Source organism: Flammeovirga sp. AWQ4_249 (assembly GCF_056161045.1).
In genome coordinates, this window is the sequence record NZ_JBSWYJ010000010.1 from 17,150 (window position 1) to 40,586 (window position 23,437).

A 23,437-nucleotide genomic window follows, 5' to 3' on the forward strand; every position below is an offset into this window, starting at 1 on the left:
CAACAATCGGAATTAATTATAACAGTAATGTTCTCATACTTTTTGCCGTGTAAATAGTTTGAAACGTATTGAAACGTTGATAAAAGCCAATTCAATAATTAACGAATCATCAAAATTGTTCCAACATAAGTATTACCGTAATGACACCTTTCAATTTTTGAAGGGTGTCATTTTTTTGTATAAAAAAAAGCACTCTAGTTATAACTAAAGTGCTCTTCATCATTTGAAAAGAAAATTAAGCATTTAACCAATTGATAGCTCTTTCTTTCTGATCTGTATCAAAATGTTCTAAATCTACGCCAGGCGTTAAAATATCCCCAAGTTTTACTAAGACATCCATCCATTCACCTTCATTAATGATGGCGATTTTTTTCATGTCTTTATAATGTTTGAAGCCCATTTTAAAATCATCCCACATCGCTTTAATATTTGAATAACCTTCAAATCCAGCAAATTCTACATATAAATTTAATGGCTTACCATCTTCCTTGAATTTTGTGAATTCGCCTTCTATTACAGCAAAATCTTGTTCATGTAGTTTACCTGATAATGAGAATGCAAGGAATTTATCTTCTTTATCTGTTTTAATTTTTTGAATACCTGGAGCATAAAGATTACTTTCTGATAATAACCAAACTAACGCTTCATCTCTTTCTTCCATTTTAAATACTTTAATTGGAATATTTGGAATCATAAAATCCATCACGCCCGAGATTTTTTCTAACCAAGACATATTACCAACAATAGCATATTTCTCCAGTGCTGAGATGGTTTTAATTTTAGCTTTTACGGCATCAAAGAAGCTTTTAAAGTCTTCAATACCTCCAATATCTTTAATTTCTCCTAATAACTTAATCTTTCCGTTTTCATTGATTTTTTCATCAACGGCATTAAAAAATTCTTGTAATCCTTCATCATTGATTTTACCATCTATAGTAAATCCAATAACATTTTCTCCAAGTGTAGAATTGACTGTGATCATGATATTATTTTTTATTGTTTTGGGTTAAATAACGGAGTAGAATAACATTGGTTTCAGAATCCTAAATAATATACAATGATTTGAAATGCTACTCAATATTTTAACTGAAAATTAATATCAGATGACCTTTTTTTGATATTCAATACCAATTAAACTGCTTTTAAAAATGAATTGATTTCTGTAATTTCAACCTAAGAAGACAAACAAAAAAGTAAATGAAAATAGCAATAATTGGGGCAGGGGTTTCAGGGTTGTATACCGCTCATATTTTAGAAGAGCAAGGATATAATGTGAGTATTTTTGAAGCATCTGATAGGATTGGAGGACGAATTGCCACAAACAATATACATGATCATCTTTTTTTAGAAATGGGTGCAGCCGAAATTCATGGTAATAGAAGTGTCATCTTCGAAATGCTCAAACATTTAGGCCAAAAAATTGAACCAATTTCTGGAGATGAATTATTATATTTTGATAATAAATTATTTGAAATAGAAGATGAAAAAGAATTACCAAAGAAGATTTATGACTTACTAAATTATTTTGATGGTATAGAAAATGAAATGTTCGAGGGATCAGTTTTAGAATCCTTAAAAGAAAAAGGTATTTATCATCCAAATTTGAAATTTATCATTCGAGGAATTTTGAGTGAATATAGTGCTGATATGGAAAAAGTTCATGCAGCGTCATTAGGTGAAGAATCTTGGAGATGGAATTCAGGTAATAAAAATTACTTTTCGTGGGGGAAATATAATGACGCAATTGAGTATTTTCAACATAAAATTAAAGGAGAAATAAGATTAAATAGTCCTATTATTGATGTCAATTATCAACAACAAAAAGTCAACATTCTAACGCATAAAGGAGAAATTCTATCATTCGATAAAGTGATCATTACTGTTCCATTAGGAGTTTTAAAGCAGAATAAGATCAATTTCATGCCTTCTCTTCCAATAGAAAAACAGAAAGCAATTCGTGAAATAGGATTTGGTAAGGGAAGAAAGTTATTCATAGAATTTGAAAAACCTTTCTGGAATAAAGATGTCATTGAGATTCTAGGAGGAAAAAAATGTCCAAGCTATTTAGTGCGACCATCTCAACCTAATCATTTGGTAGCCTATTTGATGGGTGAAGCTTCTAAAGAACTGGACCAATTAGCAGATGATGAGCTAGCCGAAGTATTACTTGGAGATTTACAAGAAATATTTCCAGATGTTGCAGTCTATTCTTTATATCAAAATCATTATGGAAAGGATTGGACAAAAGATCCATATGTAGGTGGTACATATTCGTATTCTACTAAAGACAGTATAAAAAATAGAGAGAATCTTAAAAAACCGATTCAAGGTAAAGTTTATTTTATAGGGGAAGCTTGTAGAACCAACGGACATAGTGCTACTGTTCATGGAGCAATGGAAACAGCTGAAGAATTAGTTGAAAATTATTTTCCAGAGATCAAGAATGTATAATTTTTGTATATTCACTCTTAAATAAATAAGCTTTCATTTTTTAAAAATTTTACAAAATGCGTAAAGTACTTTTTATTATACTTGGAATTGTAGTTGGATTAGGAATTTTAGGTTTAGTAGGTCAGAAATTTATGATCTCTGAAACAAAAAAACATAGCCCTGAAATAGAACAACATTTTGTGGATAGTGGAATGAAAATCGATATTCATTACTCTTCACCATTCAAAAAAGATAGAGTTATTTTTGGAAACTTAGTTCCTTATGGTCAAGTATGGAGAACGGGTGCCAATGAACCAACAACTTTTACAACGAATGTTACTTTGACAATTGATGGTCAAGTTTTACCTGCAGGAAAATATACATTATGGACTATTCCAGAGTCAAAGAAATGGAAAATTATATTTAATGAAAAAGAATACGGATGGGGTGTGAGCTTCGGAGGGAAGGCAAGTAGAGACGAAAGTTTCGATGCTTTAATCGTTGAAACGCCTGTTATTCATGTAGATCAATCTATTGAAAGTTTGAAAATTTGGGTTGAAAAAGGTGAAAAGGAAAATGAATTCAACCTTAAGTTAGGTTGGGACGATACGCTAGTAGAAATCGACTTAGATAGAGCTTAGAGCTTTCATTTGTATTACGAAATCGTTAAAAAATGAGGTAATCTTCGATTAGGATTGGATAATTCTAAGAGGATTACCTCTTTTTTTATCATTTTTCAAAAGTATTGTTTAACTTAAGTAATAGTTCATAACTTTGCTATTGTTATCAACAAACAAAAGTAATTAAACCGACAAATTAGTAAAGACATGGCGACACCAAAGATCACTTTAGAAGAATATTTAGAAGGAAAAGATGTAACCTTTAAAAGAATGCCTAAATTCTTTAAAGAAGGTTCAAGAGTGATGGGTGCAATGTGGGAAGCAATTGAAGGTATAGAAGAGTTTCAAGAGAAAGGAGATCCATCTCAGATCTTTATCACCCTTTTTTTTGAAGAAGAATCCAATGCTATATTTATTCAAGAAACACGCTACGCAATGTCGTCTTTATTCCCAGTGGAAGTTAAAGGAAATCATGTAACAATTGATATTCTTGATTTAGTTACTGCACTGAGAAAATTTGCCAATAAATTACCTGCTGAAAAAGACCCAATTCCAGAAATTCTTGAGTTCGTTCTTTACTCAGCTTATTATGGTTATGATCAAAAAGAAGCTGATGCTGTTGCCAATCAAATTGTAAATGCAGCATACTTAAATGGAAAAGGTGAGGTGGACGAAGATGACTTTTATAACATTATTGAAAAGTTATATGAACCACCAAAAGAATTTTTCGTAGATAAATATATGGATGAAGATGTATTAGACATCATTGAGGTTCAAGACACTGTCTATGATAACCTACCGTCTGTGTTGTGGATCCTAAGAAAACATTTAATTCAAGATAAACATTAACACCCTGAAACTATGGTTGAACTATCTAAAGATGACAAATATCTAAGCCTGACAATGGCCGATCAATTGATCAATGATCAAGGAATGCAGTCAGAAGATGAGGTAGAACAACTACCGAAGGAACAGATCATAAGAATGCTTGATAAAATCCAAGAAGGAAGAATCAACAAAGTAGATCTAACGGATACCTACTTACAAACTTTTATTGCAATACTTAAGTTTGATGTAGCTTATCTTTTACGCTCTAACCGTTGTTGTTCTTAATTACTTTACAAGTAATTTCTTGTTTATCAACACTTTTTCATCATTCTTAAACTGAATGATATAGATCCCTTTAGCCCAATTTAAAGAAGTCAGATTAATTTTTGTTTTAGGTAAAATTGACCCGTGAGCTACTTGTATCCCTTGAACAGAAATAATGGTATATTCTAATTTACTTTCTAATCCATTTTGAAAAGTTACATTTTCATAAGTAGGATTAGGATAAATTTTCACGTCTAAATTTTCTTGTGGGGGAGTAATTGAAGTGGGAATATCATAATAACCAAGTTCAGCAATCTGAAGCCCTCCACTTTCTGAACCTATGATTAATTTATCTCCAATTGGTGTAGCGTAAGCTTTTGTACCAAAAGAGTAGTTTTGGAATCTACTATTGATATTATTAAAGGTAATCAAATCTTGTAAGGTTCTGTCAGATGGATTTTCAAAGTCACGCCAAACTATAGGAGTTCCACTGTCATCAAATACAAGTAGATCTCTTTTTGCATTAGTATCAAGGTTTGCAATTTGTATACTAGGATATTTTCGTAGTAAATCACTTTCAATAAAATCGAAATATGCAGTCTCTTCAAAGTTATCATTGACTTGAAGAAAAGCTTTAAGTGTACCAGAAAAAGTGCCCACCACAATATCTTGTAAATCATCTTCATTGAGGTCAAGTATGGATATACTTTCTTCAGGTCGGTGTTCAATTAATAAAGTAGGATTGTGAATAACATATTGTCCATCTTGCTTTTCAAAAAGGTAAACACCTGCCGTATTACTATTTATGACTCTAGCACTTACAAGTAAGTCAATTTGTCCATTATTGTTGTAATCCACCATAAAAGGAGTAATGTCAATCATTCCCCAAGAAGATAAATTGAGATAATCTCTATCTATAATTTCAAAAGAAGGATTTTCATTAGTTCCCATATTCCTTAAATAAGCAATACCTCCACCTTGCATATTTTGTTGATGATCAAAAGTACTTCGATAACCAACCAAAAGATCTAAATTTCCATCTAAGTCAACATCAAATGCAAAAGGTTTGCTTCTTTCACCAAAATCTAAGCCTTGAAATATGCCTTGAGTATCAAATTCCCATTCTTCATTTGAAGTATTAAAACGATACGACCAAGTACTTAAACTAAAATCTGTTGTATTGCCTTCATTACTTGTAAGATTGGGTGAAATGATCATTTCCTTTGTACCATTTTTATTTAAATCAATAAAAAAGGCTGCAGGAAACATGGAAATATTAATTGGAGCTGATGGAGGGAAATCAATAATACTTTCATTAAAAAGAGGAGTCTCAGAATTACCTTTATTCGGAATCGCAACAAGATTGGAGCAACTCATTTCACCAATCAATACATCACCTAAATTGTCATTATCTATATCATAGATTGTGACAGCAGAACCTAAATGTTGAATTTTACCATTTGAAGAACAATTTTCATCACCAAAGATATATGTTGCACAATCTCCACATTCATGAAAATCTCCCCAATCACTAGTGATTTTTCTAAATGTAGGAACTCCATTATCATTCACTCCCAAGTTTTGATGATATTCAATACTTCCACCTACGGAAGGAACAAATGTAAAAAAGTCTAGCCGACCATCTTGATTAATATCATAAAAAGCAGGAGTATCCAATAAGGAAGAAAGTAATGGAGTAGGAGCTCCAGAAAAAGTGGTTGTTTCTATTAATTCAGGTGTAGAACTAAATGAAAAGTGACTATTAGTGGATGTATTTTTATAGAAATAGATACCATCATTTTCTCCCAAAACAAGATCCTTTTTAAGGTCTCCATCTAAGTCTTGAAGATGTATCCAAAAACGTATGCCTGAAGGGAAATTAAAATTTAAAGCGGGCGTATAGTGCCACTTTTCATCTTTATAAGTATAGACAGCAATCTTACGGCTCGTACGATCAAAGAGTACCAATTCTTCTACTCCATCTAAAGTAATATCAATTTCAAAAAATTGAACGGCGTTTACACCAGCATTCCAAGGATTAGAAATTAGAATATTATTTTCTGAAATTTCAATGTCCGCCTTAGGTGTAAGACCTATATTTTGACCGATAGTACTATGTGCCAGGAAAATTAAAAATAAAAAGAAGATGTTATTTTTGATCATAAGGGCTGTCTATTAGAATTAGGTAAATAGTAGATTACTATAAATCTACTTGAAATTCTAGATAGAAACCAATTGCTTCCTTAATTATTTCATCTGTTGATCTTCCTTCTTTTTCTGCTATAGCTTCGATTTTCTCTCTATGTGTAATAGAAAGTTGATCAATAATTGATTTTTGAGAAGTTGAAGAAGATGTAGGAGTTGTACTTGTACTTTGTGAAGGAGTAACAGTTTTTTTAGGTTTATCTTCTGATGTATCTTTTTTAATTGGAGCACCACCAAGTAATGAATCCAATCCCCCTGAAAAGTTCTTTTTAGCCATAATAATTGAGATTATGCGTTAATAACTGTTCTTTCAACAACCTCTTGAGCAAGATCCCAATAATCTTTGGCACCATTACTTTTAGGATTGTATCGGAAAATATTCGTTTGTTTGGAAGGAGCCTCCGCTAATGCTACATTTTCTCTGATCACAGTTTTAAAAAGCTTATTACCAAAATGTTTTGTGATTGCTTCTTTAACGTTTCTATTTAATATTTTACGTTGATCATATTGAGTGATAAAAACACCACCAATTTCAAGGTTTGTATTCAAACGTTGCTGTACTTTTTCAATTACCTCTAAGAGTTTTGTCAGACCTTGTGTCGCCAAAAACTGTGCTTGCAAAGGAAAATATACTTGATTGGATGTCGTAAAAGCATTGATGGTCAATAGCCCTAAACTTGGAGGACAATCAATTAAAATATAATCGTAATTGTCTCTTACCTTACTGATATGATCTTTAAGAATAAATTCACGTCCAGCTTCCATACTTAGCTCTAATTCAGCTCCTGAAAGGTCTAATTCTGAAGGAATAAGATGTAAATCCAACTCTAGTTCTACAATAGAATCTTGAATAGATGAAGCACTTCTTAATAATTTATAGACACTATTCTCTGGTTCAAAAACTCCTAAAGATTGACTTAAATTAGCTTGAGGATCCATGTCTATCATCAAAACCTTTTTGCCAAGTTGATGAAGGCCTGCCCCGATATTTACTACTGAAGTGGTTTTTCCAACACCTCCTTTATGGTTACTGATAGATATGACTTGTGCTGACATCGCTAGTATTCTTAAAAAATGAAAAGTACTGTTCTTTATCTAATGTTTATAATAAAACTTTTATAGCAATTAACGTGCTTTTTTGGTTATAGACTTTTCATTTTTCACATGTAATTATGAAAGTTGACAAAAACTATAATGTATAGGTATACATACATTTAACGATTATCTTTCATTTTTATTACTTCAATCCTGTTTTTGGGTTCAACATTTTTGCTAGATAATCGTTACAAAATTCCATCACTCTATTACGGTGATGTTCACTATAAGACGAGATTCCGTGCTTTGGGGTTTTGATAATAATCGTATTAGCTTGTATTACATAATTATTTAAAGCATTCATAAGAAAGCTCACGACAAGCTCCTCGTCAATCATAGGATCGAAATATTCTTGTTCTTGACCTTCAGTAATTTTTATAAGGAAAAAAGAAAAAATTGCAGATTGGATTTTATTTTTCTGATCAATAATATGCTCTCGAATTCCAGTTAGGCCTTCTAAATTGATGATTCGCTCTACATCTCTATGATCAAAGCTTAATTTAAACAGTTTCTTAACGGCATAGTTTAAAAGTCTAAGTCCGTTCTCTTCCGAATTATTTAATTCTTTAATCAATATTTCTACCTGACTTACATAATCACTAAGAATTTCGTTCAATAAATTCTCTTTTGTGCCAAAATGATAATTGATTAATCCTTGACTAACATTTGCTTCTTTAGCAATATCTCTTGTGCTTGCCTCCTTAAACCCTTTAGCTGAAATCACTTTCCTTGCGACTTTAAGTAAGTGTTCCTTGTTTTTTTTCATGTCTTATTAAAAAAGAAGTCTTAAATACTATGTAAAGGTACAGTTCATTCATAAAAAATAACCGAAAAAACTATTTCATAATGGGAATAAACTATATTTGTACAAGGTTTTTTGAAAAGAAAAACAGAGAATATTTTTTGATTCAAAATTGAAAATTGATTTTGACATTTAAATGATTCTAAACAAACCTAATGTCTAACAATGGATTAGCTTTGGAATGAAAACCTTTTCAAGTTTAATCTATTGTATTAATATCGCTTAAACTATCAAACAAAATGAAATTGAAGGCATTCTATCTTATGATTATGCTTTTTATAGTTAATCTAAATGTTCTTTATGCTCAATATGTTGAGGAAGATGTTCTATTGACAGCTAAGGAGCAAAGGAAATTAGAAAAGAAAAAAGCTAAAGAAGAAAAGAAAAAGGCAAAAGAGCTAGCAAAACAACAAGAAAAAGAAGCAGAGAAAAGTAGATATCTAATGGCTAAAACAGCAATGAAGAATCAAAAATTTGTGCTTCAAGCGAATCAAGTTTATAACCGATATGGTCAGGTAGCTCAAGTCACTAATTCAATAAATTTTGTCAAATTGGATAGCAATTATTGTGTAGTTCAATTGGCTTTTGATGGTATGATTGGCTTTAATGGTTTAGGAGGAATTACTTTAGATGGCAAGATCAGTAATCTTGAATACAAGGAGAATGAGAATGGTGGTATATTAATGACTTTCAATGTTCAAGGTATTGAGTTACAAGCAAATGTTCGTATTCTGTTAAATGGAGCAGATAATTGGGCGGACGCAACTGTAAGATCTCAAACTAGAAACCTTGAACTTAATTTTAGAGGTAATATTATACCGACTAACTTATCCTCTGTTTTTCAAGGAAATACACCATTTTAAGAAAATAGATTATGTGGCAAATTTTTCAAAGAGAAATAAGTAGCTTTTTTAGTGCTGTTTTAGGATACTTAGTGATGTCTGTCTTTCTAACTATGATGGGCCTATTTGTATGGGTTTTTCCACAAACAAGTATTCTTGAAGGAAGATTTTCATCTATGGATGCATTATTCTCAGTGGCTCCTTACATATTTATGTTTTTACTTCCTGCAATCACAATGAGAGGTTTAGCGGAAGAAAAGAAAACAGGTACTTTAGAACTTTTATTTACAAGACCTCTAACTGATTTTCAAATTATAGGCGGAAAGTTTTTTGCTGCTTGGATGACTGCTGTAATAGCACTTTTACCTACGGTTATTTATTACTTTTCAGTGTATGAACTAGGCTCTCCAAAAGGAAATATTGATACAGCCGCAGTGGTAGGCTCATATATCGGACTCATATTTTTAGCAGGAGGTTTTGCAAGTATTGGTGTTTTTGCATCATCAATAACATCTAGTCAAATCATATCATTTATTGTTGCAGTTGTGTTCTGCTTTATATGTTATGACGGAATATCTTCTGTTGCAGCAATTCCAAGTATAAGTGATTATGCTTATACCATTGGATTATGGGGAATTGATTTTCATTACAGCTCTTTAAGTCGAGGATTAATAGATTCTCGAGATATATTATATTTTTGCAGTTTAATAGGAATTGCATTAAGTCTAGCCAAATTGTCTATCGGAAGCAGACGTTGGGAATAGGAAATAATGAATACAATGGCATCATTTGATTTAAAAGAAGCAAGTCAGATACTTGCAAAAGCATTAGAAGAAAAAAGGTTTGGAGAGGATCCTGTAAACTTATATGAACCTTTAAGATATATTTTATCACTTGGAGGTAAAAGATTACGTCCAGCTTTGACATTATTAGGTTGCTACCTTTTTGATGAAGAATATAAAAAAGCAATTGAACCTGCAATAGGTGTGGAGGTATTCCATAACTTCACTTTAATGCATGATGATATAATGGATAATGCTCCACTGAGGAGAGGAAACGCAACAGTACATGAAAAATGGAATCCTAATATTGCTATTCTTTCTGGTGATGTCATGTTTGTAAAAGCATATGAGCAAATCATGATGGTAGAAGATAATATTCTTCGTCAGGCTCTCACTTTATTCAATAAATGTGCAATTGAAGTATGTGAAGGACAACAGTTTGACATGGACTTCGAGGAAAGAGATGAAGTAGGGGAGGAAGAGTATATCAATATGATTCGTCTAAAAACAGCTGTTTTAGTTGGTTTTGCTTTAAGATTAGGTGCTTTAATTGGTGGAGCAACAGACGAACAATCTGCTATTGTGGAAGAATTTGGTGTCAATGTGGGATTAGGTTTCCAATTGAATGACGACATTTTAGATGTTTATGCTGATCAAGCTAAATTTGGTAAACAAGTTGGTGGTGACATCATTTCAAATAAGAAAACTTTAATGCTGATTAAAGCATTAAAGCAAGCTAATGGCAAAGATGCTGAAGAATTAAACCAATGGTTACATACTGAAGATTTTGATCCTAAAGAAAAAGTAAAAGCGGTAACAGCAATTTATGATCGATTAGGTATCAAAGAAATGGCAACCAAAAGAGCTAACCAATATTTCAATGAAGGTTTTAAAGCTTTAGAAAAATTAAATGTTACTGATGAAAAGAAACAACTGCTAAAAGATTTCGGTCTGTATTTGAAAAATAGAGACCATTAAACCTGTTTTATTTTTAAATAAAGAGCATTAATTTAGAGATGAGTTATAGTAGTATATAACTCATTTTTTTTACTAATATTAAATGAAATGAAAACAAATATTTTCTTATTAACAAGCTTCTTATTGATTACATCAATAGGTTTTGGTCAACAAAAGAAAAATGTAATAAAAGAAGTATATCGACAAGTAGAAGGGCAAGATTTATCACTTCATATTTTTGAACCAGAGAAAAAAGCAAAGTCAAATGCTGCTGTTGTATTAATTCATGGAGGTGGATGGAATAGTGGAACACCTCAAGCAATGTATTCTCAAGCTAAACATTTATCGAATAGAGGTGTAGTTGTTTTTTGTCCAGAATATAGGGTAAGAAAAAGAGATAATACAACAATATATGAGGCTGTTGAAGATATACAAGTAGCAATGACGTATGTGAGAAATCATGCGGAAGAATATAATTTTGATCCGAATAAGATTGCAGTAGGAGGTGGTTCTGCAGGTGGACATTTAGCGATCAGTTTATCTTTTATTGAACCATTAATCAAAGGGACAAAAATGAAAGATTATGAACCTAATTTACTCGTTTTATTCAATCCTGTATTGGATACTAGTGAGAAAGGATATGGTTATAAAAAAGTGAAATCAGAGTTAGAAGCTAGGAATATTCAATGGGAGTCTTTCTCTCCAAGCAAAAATATTGATAAAAATACTCCTGATATGTTAGTTATGCTTGGTGATAAGGATAAAGTTATCCCTATAGATATTGCGAAGGATTTCCAAAAAGAATGTGAATCAAATAAAGTAGAATGTCGATTGACAGTTTATGAAGGCGCAGAGCATTCATTTTTTAATAGAGGCTACGGAATAAAACAAGGACATCAAAAGGGAACAATAAATCGTTGGTTTTTTGAGACGATGGAAGAGATGGATCAATTCTTAGTTGATCATCAATATTTAGAGGGAACATCTGGAATTATAACACCTGAAAAAGCTGTTTATCCAGTTCGTATCAATTAATATCAAGAAATAAACAAAAAGCATGATAGTGAAAGTTATCATGCTTTTTTAATAAAAAAGCCACTCCATATGGAGTGGCTTAAAAAGTATATTTTAACTACTAATTACTTAGCAGCAGCAAATCTTTTTGCAACCTCTTCCCAGTTTACAACACTCCAGAATGCAGAGATGTAATCAGGACGACGGTTTTGGTAGTTTAAGTAATAAGCGTGCTCCCAAACATCAAGACCTAAGATTGGTGTTCCACCGCACTCGCCTTTCATTAATGGGTTATCTTGGTTTGCAGTTGAGCAAACAGAAAGAGCACCATCTTTTACACATAACCAAGCCCAACCTGAACCGAAACGTGTAGCCGCAGCATTCGCAAAAGTTTCTTTGAAAGCATCAAAAGAACCAAATGCAGCGTCAATAGCAGCCGCTAAGTCTCCTGTAGGAGCACCACCACCATTTGGAGATAAGATTGTCCAGAATAAGTTATGGTTATAATATCCACCACCATTATTTCTTACAGCACCTGATAACTCATCAGCAGAAAGTAAATCTTCGATTGACTTGTCAGCGTCAGCAGTACCTTCGATTGCTGCATTTAATTTAGAAGTATAAGCAGCGTGGTGCTTAGAGTGGTGAATTTCCATTGTACGAGCGTCGAAGTGAGGCTCTAATGCATCATATGCATAAGGTAATTGAGGTAACTCGAATGCCATCTTAGTAAGTGTTTATTATTAATAATTATATTTCTCGTTTTCAAAAATGACATTTTCATCATTTGATGAGGGATGTCATTTTTTCATACGCAATTAACACAATTAAGTCTAGAAAGTGAACTAATTTCTAATCGAAAAAAACTATAATTCAATAAAAATTATTGATAGTCAGGGAGAATTATTAGAAAAGTCTTACAAAATTCTCTTTTTCTACTAATTCAATTATTTCTGAAGTTCCTTTTGAGAAGTCTTTACATGTCCATTCCCAAGTTTCAAGCATTTTTAGAGTGCCATCTTCTTGTCTTTCTGGAATAGAAATACACTTTCCAGTCATTATTTCATTATTTGTATTGACGTGTTGATAGGAAAATTCTAGAGAATTGTCTTCTTTGACCATTCCTGTAAGTGTACCCATCTTAATATTTGTACCATGATAGGTTGCCCAAATTACATCTCCACCTTGTCTATAATGAAAAAAAGTTTCGTTATCTACTTCTCCATTTTCAGAATTAGATAATGCACGAAATCGTTTGTTATGATAGTCGATACGTTCCACTAGCCTACTATTTTAAAAAAAGGTATAAAGCAGAATTGAATTTCTACTTAATACCTTTCTACGTGATAATTCATTTTTATATTAAGAGTATTTGACTTGCAAATACTTTATTGTTCCTTCAATATCTCGAGAACGAATAGGTTCACCGAGTGCTTCAAATTTCCAATTTCCTTCAATTTTATAAAGTCTACCCATGATCATAGATACATAACCTGCATACTCTTCATTGGAAGAAAGGTTGAATGTCGCCAAGAGGTCATTTCTAGTATAAATTCTAATTTCAGAAAAAGGAATCACCTCAAAATCTTGTTTTTTATAAGAGTTGAGATATAAAAATATTTGATCTACTTCTTGAGTTACTTCATTAAGATGAATCTGAATAGTTTCATTATCAAGACCATCATTTTCACCTTCATCTCCTTCAAGGTCATCACCAGTATGTGTTACAGCACCATCAGGAGAAACAAGTTCATTATAATATACAGTATATATTTCATTCATTTCTTTATCGAAAGCACTGATACTAGCATCAAGGTCAACATTAATTTTATTATTAAGTAAACCAAATAAAACTTTACCTTGAATTGCACCCCAGTTTACACCTACACGAATGTAATCTAGAGTATTACCATCTTGTTTTAATAAAGATATTTTACTTCCTTTTGATAAGGAAATACCAGTGTTTTTCTTAAGAGAAGTCCCCATTTGAGTTATTATTTCTTGGTTAATTGTATACTGATTGTAGGAATTGATAAATTAGCAATGATATATATTGTTAGGCATATAAATCCACATACCCTTGTAGTCCTTTTTGCGAGCCTTCACCAGAAGCAATAAAGTTCCATTCATTTCCCGTCTTTTTCAACTTGCCAAATTCCATATCAGTAATACCTTTGAAATTATCATCTAGGTTAAATCGAATAATTTCACGTTGTGTGTCTATGTCAACAATACGGATATATGCATTTTTCAACATTCCGAAATGATGTCTTAAAACTTCAGCATTATGTATAGAAGCGACAAAGACCATTTCAGTAACATCGGGAGAAATCTTTGAAAGATGAGCTAAAATCATTTCATCATCGCCATCTCCTTTACCCGTTCTATTATCTCCAGTATGCTCTACACTATTATCGGGAGATTTAAGATTATTGAAAAATACGAAATACTCATCTGCTGGTAATTTACCATTTTCATTGATCATGAAAACAGATGCATCAAGGTCTAAATTATTGCCAGGAATCATATCCCAACCTAATCCAACCATTATTTTGTCTAGTCCTTTTTCGTTTTTTGTAAGGTTAAATTTGTTCCCTTTTTTCAGAGAGATACTCATAATTTTGAAGTAAAGTAATGATAAAAAGTTTGTTCTCGAAGATGAACTTTTTTGAGAAGTTGTTTATAAAAGTAATTTTTATTTTTGAAAAAAGCTAAAAAGAAATAAACTGAAATTAACCTTTATTGAAAAAATCATCGATCTTTTTTTGTTGATTAGTTTTTTCTTTAGGCTTCTTAAAAAATGAATTAATTAATGATTCTTTCTCCTCTTCATCATGGGAAACAGAAGCTGAAGGTGCTGGATTCTTAAAGAATGTGTCAATTTTATTTTTACTTTCTTCTACTTCTTCACTTTCTTCCAAAGCCATGTCAATTTCTAAAGATAAAATATCTTCAGCTTCATAAGGCAAGGAGTCTATCTCATTAAATACTTCGAATAAAAAATCTTCTATTTCAAAGTTACGATCAGAGTTACCTCTTAAAAAGACAATCTGAGTAGATATTTTCTCTTGTTGGATTTGTAAAGTAGAAATTTGACAAGAAGCTTCCAGTAATTTATGTTCTAAATCTTTTATCGATTGATTGTAATAATTTCGCTCTTTTTTGATAGTCTGTCCATAAGAATTCAACTCCAAAGCTTTTGTTTTATCATCATTCCCCATGGCTGCTTTGATGTCAAAATCATTCTTTTTAATATGTTTTTGCAAGTTACCAATATTGGTTTTTAGCTTGCTGATTTGATTTTGAAGAGACAATTTGAGATGATATAGCTTCTCTGCTTCACTTTCAACATTATAAAGCACTTTTTTTAGAATTTCTAACTTTGAGACTTTCGGATGAATTAATTTTTTGATACTATCCCACATTTCACAATTATATACACAGTTTTAAAAAGAGAAGAATCAGACTGTTAATATAATCACTAACACTCATTTTTCAATTTTTGACTGAATGAAAATTCAATATTTACTTCTAATGTCCTCGAATTTGTTCTCTTAAAGCAATAAATTCATCATGATGTTTAGCTGCTTCATCATAACCCACTTCAACAATTTCACTTAAACGATCAGGGTCTGTATCAAATGTATTATACTTGACTAAGTCTTGAGGGAAGATTTTAATATCGCAATCATTTAACTTCTTCAATTCGGCTTTATCTCCTTTTAATGATAAAGCTCTTAAGGTAAGTTTTTGAATACTATTTAACTCACTTTTTTCAAATTGTCGAATAGGCGAAACGTATATTCCTATGAGATGCTCACATTGATGTCTTAAAACATCTACCGGGAAATGATTTAAAATCCCACCATCACTATAAATAGTATCGTTTAATTCCATAGGAGAAAAAACAAACGGATAAGATATTGACGCTAAAATGGCATCTGTGATTGAACCCGTTTTAAAGATTTTTTCTTCCGCTTCTAACATATCTGTAGCGACAATTGATAAATCTTTTTTACAATAAGAGAAGTCATCATGAGGAAATAACTTAAGCAAATCCTTTTTTAAAGTATTTGGATCTACTATCCCTTTAAACTTCATCGAAGTTCTGAAAAACCCCCTTTTGTCCCAATTGAAAAGATCTGTGGTCAAAAAGAATTCTTGAATTTCAGTCAATGGAATCCCATAAGCATACATACTGCCTATGATTGCTCCTGCACTTGTTCCTGCTACTGCATCTGGAACGATTCCCAACTCTTTGAGGTAAAATAATACACCGATATGAGCTAATCCTTTTGCTCCACCTCCTGAAAATACAATTCCTAATTTATATTTCTTTTTCATATTTACTTTTAATTGATGCTATATCCGTAATAATAATTTGACGGGTATGAAGGATTGAAGAATACAGCTTTTCATTTGAATTCATCATAAGATGAAGCTTCAAATCAGATTTTAGCCTTTTGGGGTAGTTATTAAAAAAATACGAAGAATAAGTTAATAATGGAAATAGGAGAACGATTGAAAATAGATAAAGAGGTAAGTTTTGAACTATAGAAAATGGTATTAAGAGATAAATAGTATAAAAAATGGGAAAAATAATACCACATAAAGCAATTAAATTTGCCCCTGCAACTTCTGGTTCTTCTGAAGAATTTTTCGCTAACTTTTTACAAATACTATATGGCAATTCAATTTATTGAAAAAACCAATTCATAATATGAAAAGGAAGTATCAATGAGACACCAATAATTCTACTAATAAGTTGAAATTTATTTTTAAACGAACATCCATTACTCCAAAAACTTTCATCTAATAAATCATGATTTTCTAATTCTTGATTATAATTTTCTAGATGCTCCTTTATGATTTGAATTTCTTTTTCTTGACTTTTATTGATAATTGAGAACCCTTTTTTAAGCGTTTGAAAATAGGCTGATAAAGAAGCAGATTTACGAAAAGAGGTTTGTTCAGTATACATTCTTACAGCTTCTACTAAAGGACGTTCTTGTCCTATATTCTCTAACGTAAAATACTTTTGGTGGAGTTCAGTTTCGATTCTATTCGTAATACTTTGAGCCGCTTTATTACTATTCTGTATGTATAATGCTTTATAATCTTTGATATTAATAGGATTACAAATCTCAATACTTACGCTTGGAAAAACCTCAAGATATGTGTGTAGTTTAAAACAACAGGAACGATATTCAAATTCATTTCAAAATCATGAGAAGCAGCTGTTTCTAATGCTATTCTTGCTGTTCCAGACTTGATACCTCTTAATTTTCTTTCCCAAATACTTGTTCCTTCAGAGAATATCAATAGATCTTTTCCTTTCGAAAGTGTGTCGATACAATGAACAAACATATCTTTATTAGAAAATGATTGTCCTTTTGGTACATCTTGTTTCCGAACCACAGGAATCATGTTTAACTTCTTAAACAGCCATTTATTTATTTTCCCTTTAAATACAGTAGATTTAGTAATATAATATAAAGGCTTATCATAAGTACATCCCAATACCATTGCATCAATGTACATCAAGGGGTGAGTGACAGCAAAAATTATTGGTCCTTCTTTAGGCAAATTGGTCCAACCATTTTTTTCTACTTTGTAAAAGACTAATCGTAGGTAGATATTTTTAATAAAGAATCGTACTATCCAGTACAACGTAAGTTTCATTTTCTTATTTAATTTTCGTTTAGTATAGCAAGGATCTCTTGAAGGTCTTTTTCTTTGATGATTTCAATATTCTTTCCATTTCTATTGTAATTCTCTACTCTCTGTAATTTTGAAGGCCCAGGATCTGTTCCTACAATCACCATATTGGTTAAACCAGAGATATTCGAATTGATTTTGGCTCCAAGTCCTTTTAGTAGTGTTGCTAATTCAAGTCTTTCCCAAGTATTGAATAATCCAGTTATCACTACTTTTTGTTTATAGAAAGGACTATCTGGATCAGCATTTTCAAAATCAGGTTTCAATATGTCTCCCGATAATTGTGTTCTGAAAGGACTATTTCCTTTTTTCTTTTTAAAAGGGTTCTTTTCAAAGACAGGGAGTTCTTTCTCAGCAATACATTCAAGGTATAATTTTGCACAAGCTTCAGCATCTGCTAATGCATTGTGATGGTTCAATGACCAACCATAAGTATAACAAACATCATCCAATGCTGCACCTGTAATACGATAAGTACAATCATATTGGAAATCAGGCATGTCAAGATCGTATAATTCTAATGTTTGTTCGAGAGCACCAACATCAAACCCAGCATTATGTGCTACAATTAATTGTCCTTCAATAAAAGGTTTGATTTCATCCCATACTTGAAAAAAGCTAGGAGCATCCTTTGTCATTTCAGCCGTAATACCATGAATACTTGTATTGAAACTATGATAACGGTTATCAGGTGGGCGCACCAATGTTTCATAACGATCTACGATCTGACCATTAAGCACTTTGACGATGCCAACTTGACAAATACTCCATCTTGCACCATGTGCTGTTTCAAAATCAATTGCTGTAAATTCCATAAGATTTATACCCTTTGTACTCAACTTACAAAAGTGGTTATTATGTCTCAAAATTAATAATGCTATCCGTCATTAAATGAGTTTCATTAGGAAAGTTTAAGTAGAAACAAAGTGGTTTATATGTATTTTATGAAGAAAATATATAATTATATAATGCTGATGTTGTAAGTTAATTTAGATATTTAGATAATTGTCTAAATATATAATTATAACCTATGAATCAAATTTTTAAAGCATTAAACGACCAAACAAGAAGAGAAATAATAGAAATGTTGAAAGAAAAAGATATGAATGCAGGAGAGATAGCTGATGCATTCAATATCTCTAAGCCAAGTATATCTCATCATTTAGATATTCTGAAAAGAGCTGACTTAATTGTTAGTGAAAAGAAAGGGCAGTTTGTCGAATATTCTTTAAATACAACGATTATAGAAGAATTACTCTCTTGGATTTTAACCTTAAAAAAATAATTTTATGAAAAAGCTCGCTAAGGAAATTGCTCTTTTGTCTATTCTCATTTTACCAATACTTTATGCAGTAATGTTTTGGAGTGAAGTGCCTGATAAGGTGCCAGTGCATTGGAATATATATGGAGAAGTAGATCAATATGGTGATAAAGGAAGTTTAGGTATTTTCTTGTTAGCTATTCCTCTACTTACCTATTTGATTTTTATGATAGTACCCTACATTGATCCCAAAAAGAAATTACACCTGATGGGAGAAAAATATAATTCTCTGAAATGGATAATGACGATCAGCATGGCTCTCATTTCATTTTTAATTATGTATGCTTCTGTCAATTCTATTGAAGAAACAGGAAAATATATATTAGTGGGAGTAGGGATAATGATTATGTTATTAGGAAATTATTTTAGAACAATACGCCCTAATTATTTTATAGGAATTAGAACACCATGGACTTTGGATAACGATAAAGTTTGGAAAAAAACTCATGAAATTTCAGGTAAAGTTTGGTTTATAGGCGGGATATTACTTGTTGTTTCTTTTTTCATCTCAAATGAATCTATCAGAGTCGCGATAAACATGATTGTTTTATCAGTTATAATAATTGTCCCAATTGCTTATTCTTTTTTCTCATATAAAAGGGAAGTCAAAGTAAATCATTAATAAAAAGTCTGTAGAATAGATCAACTACTCTACAGACTATTCTTTTATTGTACAATTAACTTCTCAACATTGTGTTTCATTCCACTATTTACTTTTACAAAATAAATACCTGGAAGTAAACTAATATTACTACTTAGCTCATAATTAGAGATAGTTTGTTCATTCATAATACTGTCACTGAAAATAATCTTTCCCTCACGATTCAAAACTTGTAATGTAGTCTTGTTACCCACTTTTAAACCTGATATTTGAATGGAAGCTTCTCCATTAGAGCTAGGATTAGGATAAATATACGTATGAATAGAATATTTATTCATCTGTAAAGTAAGAGGCCCAAAAGTAGAATACTTACCATCCATATCAAATTGTAATAGTTTATAATGTACAGTTTGAGTGTCTTGTGAATCATCTTTAAAAGTATAATCAATAATTGTATTCGTATTACCATGAGCATTAACACTTCCTAAAAGGATCCATGTTTTACGATCAGTAAAGAATAAATTTCAAAATGAGAAGCATTTTGCTCTACTGCAGTTGACCAATTGATCTCTTGATAAGTCTCTTTTATTTCTGCTGAAAGAGAAATTAATTCAACAGATAATAAATCATTAATCTCAATTTTAGCATCAATGATTGTCTGATTGTGCTCTCCATAATTTCCAGGTGAAATATCAAAAGCATCTGTTCTGTCACTCCAAAGGTCTCCATTACCTGAAGTAGACTTTGAAACTTCATTGGAAGAAGTACCATCTGAATTTGTGATATCACCCATAATATATGCAACAGACATGTTTTGACAATTAAAGTGATTATGCTCTCCTTTGATATCTAAATCCAATCCTACAACAAGGTAAGCTTGATTGTTGGTACCATTACCAATATTGAGTGTATTATTTCCATCCAAGGATAAATTTTTGAATACTTTTAAACCTCCAAGGTCTGCAATTTGTAATTGAGCACCTTCAGAAAGTGATAAATTACCTTTTACTGATAATGTAGCATTTAAAGGAACAATCAAAGTGTAATCATCGGGTACAATAAGATCAGCATAAAGCATGTAGGACGATCCTAAAACTGTAATTGTTTTTGCGTTTGTATCATAATATAAATTAGCAATTGAGTTAGTATTAAATAGTATGATAAGTACAAAAGCGGTAAAAGCTGAGCGAAAAATGATAGTTAAATTAGACATTTGTGAGTGGTTCTAAATAGTTACTTACTGAGTTTATTAGTGCTAACGGTAGTGAGTGAAGTTAGTTTTAAAGTTTAAGTAATATCATATCATTACACAGTTATTTTCTTTGAAAAAAACGAAATTTGAAACAAATGTCAGTAAGAAAGAGTTCAATGATCTTGTATAAAATGGTAAAAAAAACCTCCACAACGGGAGGTTTATATAATTAATTAGAATATTTATACTTCGTCATAGGCCCATTCAACACCTGTCTTGGTATCTTTTACGACTACACCCATGTCTTTTAGTTTTGCTCTTACAGCATCTACTTTTTCATAATCTCTAACTTCTTTTGCTTCTGAATAATCTTTAATGATGTAATCTAAAGCTTGGAAGAAGTGGTCAGGTGTTTCTTCTTTAAGACCTAAAACATCTTCAATAAAAGTAATGTAGGCAGAGATCATCTCATTGAATGCTTTTTCTCCGAGTTGAGCAGCTGGAATATTACCGCCATGAACAGCATTGATTTTTTTCAATAAGTTGAAAATACCTGCCATTGCAACTGCAGTATTGAAATCATCATTCATTCCTCTGTAGATAGAGTTGATGATACTTTCAATATTTTTAGCTTGTTTTTCATTTACTTCAATGCTCTCATCTGCTTTGTATTCCATACTCTTCGCCAAACGAAGACCATTCATCACTTTTCTATATCCTTTACGAGCAGCTTTTAGTGCATCATTAGAAAAATCTAATGTACTTCTATATTGTGCTTGAAGAATAAAGAAACGAATAGTCATAGGAGAATAAGCTTCTTCAAGAAGTTCATGTTTTCCTTCAAATAATTCCTCTAATGTGATGAAATTACCTAAAGATTTACCCATTTTTTGACCATTAATTGTGATCAAGTTGTTGTGTAACCAATATTTGGCTGGTGCAACATGATTACAAGCTTGAGATTGAGCAATTTCTGCTTCGTGATGAGGGAATTTTAAGTCCATTCCTCCACCATGAATATCAAAATGATCTCCTAAATATTTAGCACTCATTGCAGAACATTCAAGGTGCCATCCTGGAAAACCAACTGACCATGGAGAATTCCAACGCATGATATGTTCAGGCTCAGCTTTTTTCCACAAGGCAAAATCTACTTGGTTTTTCTTGTCGCTCATACCATCAAGATTACGAGTTCCATCAAGCATTTCCTCAATATTTCTACCAGATAAAATACCGTATTCTTTATCTTCATTATATTTCACTACGTCAAAATAGACTGAACCATTAGATTCATAAGCATAACCAGCCTCAAGAATCTTTTCAATCATTTCGATTTGCTCAATAATGTGTCCAGTAGCTCTAGGTTCAATACTTGGAGGTAATACATTTAATGCAGTCATATCATTATGGTAGCGATCAGTATAATACTGCACCACTTCCATTGGTTCAATCTGCTCTAACTTAGCTTTTTTGGCGATTTTATCTTCTCCTTCATCTGCATCACCTACAAGGTGTCCTACATCTGTAATATTACGAACATAACGTACTTTAAAATCTTGATGTTTTAAATATCTAAAAATAACGTCAAAAGTAATGGCAGGTCTTGCATGTCCTAAATGGGCATCACCATAAACAGTTGGTCCACAAACATACATTCCTACAAAAGGAGGATTTATTGGTTGAAAAAGCTCTTTTTTACGTGATAACGTATTGTATACTTTTAATTGTTTTCTTAAATCTGGTTGCATGAGCGCAATATTTATTTTGAACCTAATGGAAACATAAAGTTGCAAAAATATCTCTTAATGATTAATTAAGAAAATTGCATACTTTTCCATTTAGGTGGATTAATTTATATGAAATTACAGGATATGGCAATCTGAATTATGCAAGGGTGCATAATTTTAAACATTGACAATCAACAACATCGTAAGATGGTGATTTTTATCGGGGCGATATTTAAAATGCTTTTCATAAATTACCGTGAATTGATAGTCAAAAGTAATAAATTAAATTTTAGAAATAAATGAAAAAGGCATTATTTCAATGGAGTGGAGGAAAAGATTCTTCTTTTGCATTGTTTAAAGCACTTAAAGAGTGGGAAATTCAAGGACTTTTTACTTCTTTATCAGCAGAATTCAAAAGAATTAGTATGCATGGTGTAAGAGAAGAGCTTTTAGATCAACAAGCTACTTCTATTGGAATTCCATTACATAAAATGTATTTGGAAGAAGATGCATCTCATGATACATATAAAAGAGAACTTGCTAATCATTTAACTCCTTTTGTTGAGAATGGAATTAAAGATTTGATACTTGGTGATATTTATCTAGAAGACTTAAGAAAATACCGTGAAGATCAAATGAGTAAAGTAGGTTTGAAATGCCATTTTCCATTATGGGGTGGAAATACAGATGATCTTTATAAAGAGTTTGTTGCTGCAGGTTTTAAAGCGGTCGCAGTAGCAGTAAATGATACTTTAGGTGAAGAATTTATCGGTAGAACTTTGGATATGGATTTTTATCATGATTTACCTGAAGGGGTAGATCCATGTGGAGAAAATGGTGAATTCCACACGTTTGTATATGACGGACCTATTTTTGAAAATCCTGTTGAATTTGAAATTGGAGAAAAGATAATAAGAGAATATAATTACAAAGATGCAGATGGAAATGATATACATTCAAAATTCCATTTTTGTGATTTACAGCCTAAGTAAACTAATAAGAAAAAATAAGGTTAAACTTTTATAGCCTTATTTTTTTC

The 23,437-nt window shown here is 31.5% G+C and carries 28 protein-coding genes; 11 read left to right on the plus strand and 17 right to left on the minus strand.

Annotated elements, in window-relative coordinates:
* Positions 1-235 precede the first annotated feature (235 nt).
* Positions 236-982 carry a SpoIIAA family protein gene (locus ACXAHM_RS09775; RefSeq protein WP_474960251.1) on the minus strand — a complete coding sequence of 249 codons (747 nt, stop codon included), beginning with the start codon at positions 980-982 and terminating at the stop codon, positions 236-238.
* Between the two features lie 215 nt (positions 983-1,197).
* On the opposite strand from ACXAHM_RS09775, the gene ACXAHM_RS09780 reads away from it, so the two are divergent.
* The 4 genes from ACXAHM_RS09780 to ACXAHM_RS09795 all read left to right on the plus strand — a co-directional run bounded on the left by ACXAHM_RS09780 (position 1,198) and on the right by ACXAHM_RS09795 (position 4,163).
* Positions 1,198-2,451: a flavin monoamine oxidase family protein gene (locus tag ACXAHM_RS09780; protein WP_474960252.1), complete on the plus strand. Its 1,254-nt coding sequence runs from the start codon at positions 1,198-1,200 to the stop codon at positions 2,449-2,451.
* 56 nt (positions 2,452-2,507) lie between these two features.
* On the plus strand, positions 2,508-3,071 hold the full coding sequence (locus ACXAHM_RS09785) for a DUF2911 domain-containing protein (protein WP_474960253.1): 564 nt from the start codon (positions 2,508-2,510) through the stop codon (positions 3,069-3,071).
* Between the two features lie 186 nt (positions 3,072-3,257).
* Positions 3,258-3,899, plus strand: coding sequence for a hypothetical protein (locus tag ACXAHM_RS09790; protein ID WP_474960254.1), 642 nt, complete (start codon positions 3,258-3,260; stop codon positions 3,897-3,899).
* A gap of 12 nt (positions 3,900-3,911) precedes the next feature.
* A complete protein-coding gene (locus ACXAHM_RS09795; RefSeq protein ID WP_474960255.1) occupies positions 3,912-4,163 on the plus strand; it encodes a hypothetical protein in 252 nt (83 codons plus the stop codon).
* Here the strand turns inward: ACXAHM_RS09795 and ACXAHM_RS09800 are convergent, their stop codons facing one another.
* From ACXAHM_RS09800 to ACXAHM_RS09815, 4 genes are all read right to left on the minus strand, one after another.
* The gene (locus ACXAHM_RS09800) at positions 4,164-6,305 is read right to left on the minus strand and encodes a T9SS type A sorting domain-containing protein (protein WP_474960256.1); all 2,142 of its coding nucleotides are present in this window, start codon (positions 6,303-6,305) and stop codon (positions 4,164-4,166) included.
* Positions 6,306-6,342: 37 nt separating this feature from the next.
* On the minus strand, positions 6,343-6,624 hold the full coding sequence (locus tag ACXAHM_RS09805; RefSeq protein ID WP_474960257.1) for a hypothetical protein: 282 nt from the start codon (positions 6,622-6,624) through the stop codon (positions 6,343-6,345).
* Positions 6,625-6,635: 11 nt separating this feature from the next.
* Entirely contained in the window at positions 6,636-7,403 is a 768-nt protein-coding gene (locus ACXAHM_RS09810) for a ParA family protein (RefSeq protein ID WP_474960258.1), read from the minus strand.
* 181 nt (positions 7,404-7,584) lie between these two features.
* Positions 7,585-8,208 (minus strand): TetR/AcrR family transcriptional regulator, encoded by a 624-nt coding sequence (locus ACXAHM_RS09815; RefSeq protein ID WP_474960259.1) that lies wholly within the window; start codon positions 8,206-8,208, stop codon positions 7,585-7,587.
* Between the two features lie 305 nt (positions 8,209-8,513).
* Between ACXAHM_RS09815 and ACXAHM_RS09820 the strand changes: the two genes are divergently transcribed.
* The 4 genes from ACXAHM_RS09820 to ACXAHM_RS09835 all read left to right on the plus strand — a co-directional run bounded on the left by ACXAHM_RS09820 (position 8,514) and on the right by ACXAHM_RS09835 (position 11,860).
* Positions 8,514-9,107, plus strand: a complete 594-nt coding sequence (locus tag ACXAHM_RS09820; protein WP_474960260.1) for a DUF4251 domain-containing protein — start codon at positions 8,514-8,516, stop codon at positions 9,105-9,107.
* An 11-nt stretch (positions 9,108-9,118) separates the two neighbouring features.
* Positions 9,119-9,850 carry a gliding motility-associated ABC transporter permease subunit GldF gene (gene gldF / locus ACXAHM_RS09825; RefSeq protein ID WP_474960261.1) on the plus strand — a complete coding sequence of 244 codons (732 nt, stop codon included), beginning with the start codon at positions 9,119-9,121 and terminating at the stop codon, positions 9,848-9,850.
* A 15-nt stretch (positions 9,851-9,865) separates the two neighbouring features.
* Entirely contained in the window at positions 9,866-10,846 is a 981-nt protein-coding gene (locus ACXAHM_RS09830) for a polyprenyl synthetase family protein (protein WP_474960262.1), read from the plus strand.
* Between the two features lie 87 nt (positions 10,847-10,933).
* Positions 10,934-11,860, plus strand: a complete 927-nt coding sequence (locus tag ACXAHM_RS09835; RefSeq protein WP_474960263.1) for an alpha/beta hydrolase — start codon at positions 10,934-10,936, stop codon at positions 11,858-11,860.
* Positions 11,861-11,964: 104 nt separating this feature from the next.
* Here ACXAHM_RS09835 and ACXAHM_RS09840 read toward each other — a convergent pair whose 3' ends face one another.
* From ACXAHM_RS09840 to ACXAHM_RS09880, 9 genes are all read right to left on the minus strand, one after another.
* Positions 11,965-12,564 (minus strand): superoxide dismutase, encoded by a 600-nt coding sequence (locus ACXAHM_RS09840; RefSeq protein WP_474960264.1) that lies wholly within the window; start codon positions 12,562-12,564, stop codon positions 11,965-11,967.
* Between the two features lie 181 nt (positions 12,565-12,745).
* Positions 12,746-13,120 (minus strand): avidin-fold protein, encoded by a 375-nt coding sequence (locus ACXAHM_RS09845; protein WP_474960265.1) that lies wholly within the window; start codon positions 13,118-13,120, stop codon positions 12,746-12,748.
* An 81-nt stretch (positions 13,121-13,201) separates the two neighbouring features.
* Complete coding sequence (locus tag ACXAHM_RS09850) at positions 13,202-13,825, minus strand: TerD family protein (RefSeq protein ID WP_474960266.1); 624 nt, start codon at positions 13,823-13,825, stop codon at positions 13,202-13,204.
* 70 nt (positions 13,826-13,895) lie between these two features.
* Positions 13,896-14,456 (minus strand): TerD family protein, encoded by a 561-nt coding sequence (locus ACXAHM_RS09855; protein WP_474960267.1) that lies wholly within the window; start codon positions 14,454-14,456, stop codon positions 13,896-13,898.
* A gap of 115 nt (positions 14,457-14,571) precedes the next feature.
* Positions 14,572-15,264 (minus strand): hypothetical protein, encoded by a 693-nt coding sequence (locus ACXAHM_RS09860; RefSeq protein WP_474960268.1) that lies wholly within the window; start codon positions 15,262-15,264, stop codon positions 14,572-14,574.
* 106 nt (positions 15,265-15,370) lie between these two features.
* A complete protein-coding gene (locus ACXAHM_RS09865) occupies positions 15,371-16,183 on the minus strand; it encodes a patatin-like phospholipase family protein (RefSeq protein ID WP_474960269.1) in 813 nt (270 codons plus the stop codon).
* Between the two features lie 352 nt (positions 16,184-16,535).
* Positions 16,536-16,820, minus strand: coding sequence for a hypothetical protein (locus tag ACXAHM_RS09870; protein ID WP_474960270.1), 285 nt, complete (start codon positions 16,818-16,820; stop codon positions 16,536-16,538).
* A 170-nt stretch (positions 16,821-16,990) separates the two neighbouring features.
* Positions 16,991-17,521: a 1-acyl-sn-glycerol-3-phosphate acyltransferase gene (locus tag ACXAHM_RS09875; protein WP_474960271.1), complete on the minus strand. Its 531-nt coding sequence runs from the start codon at positions 17,519-17,521 to the stop codon at positions 16,991-16,993.
* Positions 17,522-17,529: 8 nt separating this feature from the next.
* Positions 17,530-18,372, minus strand: coding sequence for an exonuclease domain-containing protein (locus tag ACXAHM_RS09880; protein ID WP_474960272.1), 843 nt, complete (start codon positions 18,370-18,372; stop codon positions 17,530-17,532).
* Positions 18,373-18,587: 215 nt separating this feature from the next.
* Here ACXAHM_RS09880 and ACXAHM_RS09885 point away from each other — a divergent pair, with 215 nt between their 5' ends.
* Positions 18,588-18,842, plus strand: coding sequence for an autorepressor SdpR family transcription factor (locus ACXAHM_RS09885; RefSeq protein ID WP_474960273.1), 255 nt, complete (start codon positions 18,588-18,590; stop codon positions 18,840-18,842).
* Positions 18,843-18,846: 4 nt separating this feature from the next.
* Positions 18,847-19,500 (plus strand): SdpI family protein, encoded by a 654-nt coding sequence (locus tag ACXAHM_RS09890; RefSeq protein ID WP_474960274.1) that lies wholly within the window; start codon positions 18,847-18,849, stop codon positions 19,498-19,500.
* Positions 19,501-19,544: 44 nt separating this feature from the next.
* Here ACXAHM_RS09890 and ACXAHM_RS09895 read toward each other — a convergent pair whose 3' ends face one another.
* The 3 genes from ACXAHM_RS09895 to cysS form a co-directional block, all read right to left on the minus strand.
* Complete coding sequence (locus ACXAHM_RS09895) at positions 19,545-19,859, minus strand: T9SS type A sorting domain-containing protein (RefSeq protein WP_474960275.1); 315 nt, start codon at positions 19,857-19,859, stop codon at positions 19,545-19,547.
* Between the two features lie 104 nt (positions 19,860-19,963).
* Positions 19,964-20,692, minus strand: a complete 729-nt coding sequence (locus ACXAHM_RS09900) for a hypothetical protein (RefSeq protein ID WP_474960276.1) — start codon at positions 20,690-20,692, stop codon at positions 19,964-19,966.
* Between the two features lie 221 nt (positions 20,693-20,913).
* Positions 20,914-22,419, minus strand: coding sequence for a cysteine--tRNA ligase (gene cysS / locus ACXAHM_RS09905; RefSeq protein WP_474960277.1), 1,506 nt, complete (start codon positions 22,417-22,419; stop codon positions 20,914-20,916).
* Positions 22,420-22,697: 278 nt separating this feature from the next.
* Here cysS and ACXAHM_RS09910 point away from each other — a divergent pair, with 278 nt between their 5' ends.
* Entirely contained in the window at positions 22,698-23,390 is a 693-nt protein-coding gene (locus ACXAHM_RS09910) for a Dph6-related ATP pyrophosphatase (RefSeq protein ID WP_474960278.1), read from the plus strand.
* The last annotated feature ends 47 nt before the right edge of the window (positions 23,391-23,437 follow it).

Excerpts from the sequence above, each read along its gene's own strand:
- ACXAHM_RS09775 (WP_474960251.1), bottom strand. The coding sequence starts at position 982 with ATGATCACAGTCAATTCTACACTTGGAGAAAATGTTATTGGATTTACT.
- ACXAHM_RS09780 (WP_474960252.1), top strand. The coding sequence starts at position 1,198 with ATGAAAATAGCAATAATTGGGGCAGGGGTTTCAGGGTTGTATACCGCT.
- ACXAHM_RS09785 (WP_474960253.1), top strand. The coding sequence starts at position 2,508 with ATGCGTAAAGTACTTTTTATTATACTTGGAATTGTAGTTGGATTAGGA.
- ACXAHM_RS09790 (WP_474960254.1), top strand. The coding sequence starts at position 3,258 with ATGGCGACACCAAAGATCACTTTAGAAGAATATTTAGAAGGAAAAGAT.
- ACXAHM_RS09795 (WP_474960255.1), top strand. The coding sequence starts at position 3,912 with ATGGTTGAACTATCTAAAGATGACAAATATCTAAGCCTGACAATGGCC.
- ACXAHM_RS09800 (WP_474960256.1), bottom strand. The coding sequence starts at position 6,305 with ATGATCAAAAATAACATCTTCTTTTTATTTTTAATTTTCCTGGCACAT.
- ACXAHM_RS09805 (WP_474960257.1), bottom strand. The coding sequence starts at position 6,624 with ATGGCTAAAAAGAACTTTTCAGGGGGATTGGATTCATTACTTGGTGGT.
- ACXAHM_RS09810 (WP_474960258.1), bottom strand. The coding sequence starts at position 7,403 with ATGTCAGCACAAGTCATATCTATCAGTAACCATAAAGGAGGTGTTGGA.
- ACXAHM_RS09815 (WP_474960259.1), bottom strand. The coding sequence starts at position 8,208 with ATGAAAAAAAACAAGGAACACTTACTTAAAGTCGCAAGGAAAGTGATT.
- ACXAHM_RS09820 (WP_474960260.1), top strand. The coding sequence starts at position 8,514 with ATGCTTTTTATAGTTAATCTAAATGTTCTTTATGCTCAATATGTTGAG.
- gldF (WP_474960261.1), top strand. The coding sequence starts at position 9,119 with ATGTGGCAAATTTTTCAAAGAGAAATAAGTAGCTTTTTTAGTGCTGTT.
- ACXAHM_RS09830 (WP_474960262.1), top strand. The coding sequence starts at position 9,866 with ATGGCATCATTTGATTTAAAAGAAGCAAGTCAGATACTTGCAAAAGCA.
- ACXAHM_RS09835 (WP_474960263.1), top strand. The coding sequence starts at position 10,934 with ATGAAAACAAATATTTTCTTATTAACAAGCTTCTTATTGATTACATCA.
- ACXAHM_RS09840 (WP_474960264.1), bottom strand. The coding sequence starts at position 12,564 with ATGGCATTCGAGTTACCTCAATTACCTTATGCATATGATGCATTAGAG.
- ACXAHM_RS09850 (WP_474960266.1), bottom strand. The coding sequence starts at position 13,825 with ATGGGGACTTCTCTTAAGAAAAACACTGGTATTTCCTTATCAAAAGGA.
- ACXAHM_RS09855 (WP_474960267.1), bottom strand. The coding sequence starts at position 14,456 with ATGAGTATCTCTCTGAAAAAAGGGAACAAATTTAACCTTACAAAAAAC.
- ACXAHM_RS09860 (WP_474960268.1), bottom strand. The coding sequence starts at position 15,264 with ATGTGGGATAGTATCAAAAAATTAATTCATCCGAAAGTCTCAAAGTTA.
- ACXAHM_RS09865 (WP_474960269.1), bottom strand. The coding sequence starts at position 16,183 with ATGAAAAAGAAATATAAATTAGGAATTGTATTTTCAGGAGGTGGAGCA.
- ACXAHM_RS09870 (WP_474960270.1), bottom strand. The coding sequence starts at position 16,820 with ATGTATACTGAACAAACCTCTTTTCGTAAATCTGCTTCTTTATCAGCC.
- ACXAHM_RS09875 (WP_474960271.1), bottom strand. The coding sequence starts at position 17,521 with ATGAAACTTACGTTGTACTGGATAGTACGATTCTTTATTAAAAATATC.
- ACXAHM_RS09880 (WP_474960272.1), bottom strand. The coding sequence starts at position 18,372 with ATGGAATTTACAGCAATTGATTTTGAAACAGCACATGGTGCAAGATGG.
- ACXAHM_RS09885 (WP_474960273.1), top strand. The coding sequence starts at position 18,588 with ATGAATCAAATTTTTAAAGCATTAAACGACCAAACAAGAAGAGAAATA.
- ACXAHM_RS09890 (WP_474960274.1), top strand. The coding sequence starts at position 18,847 with ATGAAAAAGCTCGCTAAGGAAATTGCTCTTTTGTCTATTCTCATTTTA.
- ACXAHM_RS09895 (WP_474960275.1), bottom strand. The coding sequence starts at position 19,859 with ATGGATGGTAAGTATTCTACTTTTGGGCCTCTTACTTTACAGATGAAT.
- ACXAHM_RS09900 (WP_474960276.1), bottom strand. The coding sequence starts at position 20,692 with ATGTCTAATTTAACTATCATTTTTCGCTCAGCTTTTACCGCTTTTGTA.
- cysS (WP_474960277.1), bottom strand. The coding sequence starts at position 22,419 with ATGCAACCAGATTTAAGAAAACAATTAAAAGTATACAATACGTTATCA.
- ACXAHM_RS09910 (WP_474960278.1), top strand. The coding sequence starts at position 22,698 with ATGAAAAAGGCATTATTTCAATGGAGTGGAGGAAAAGATTCTTCTTTT.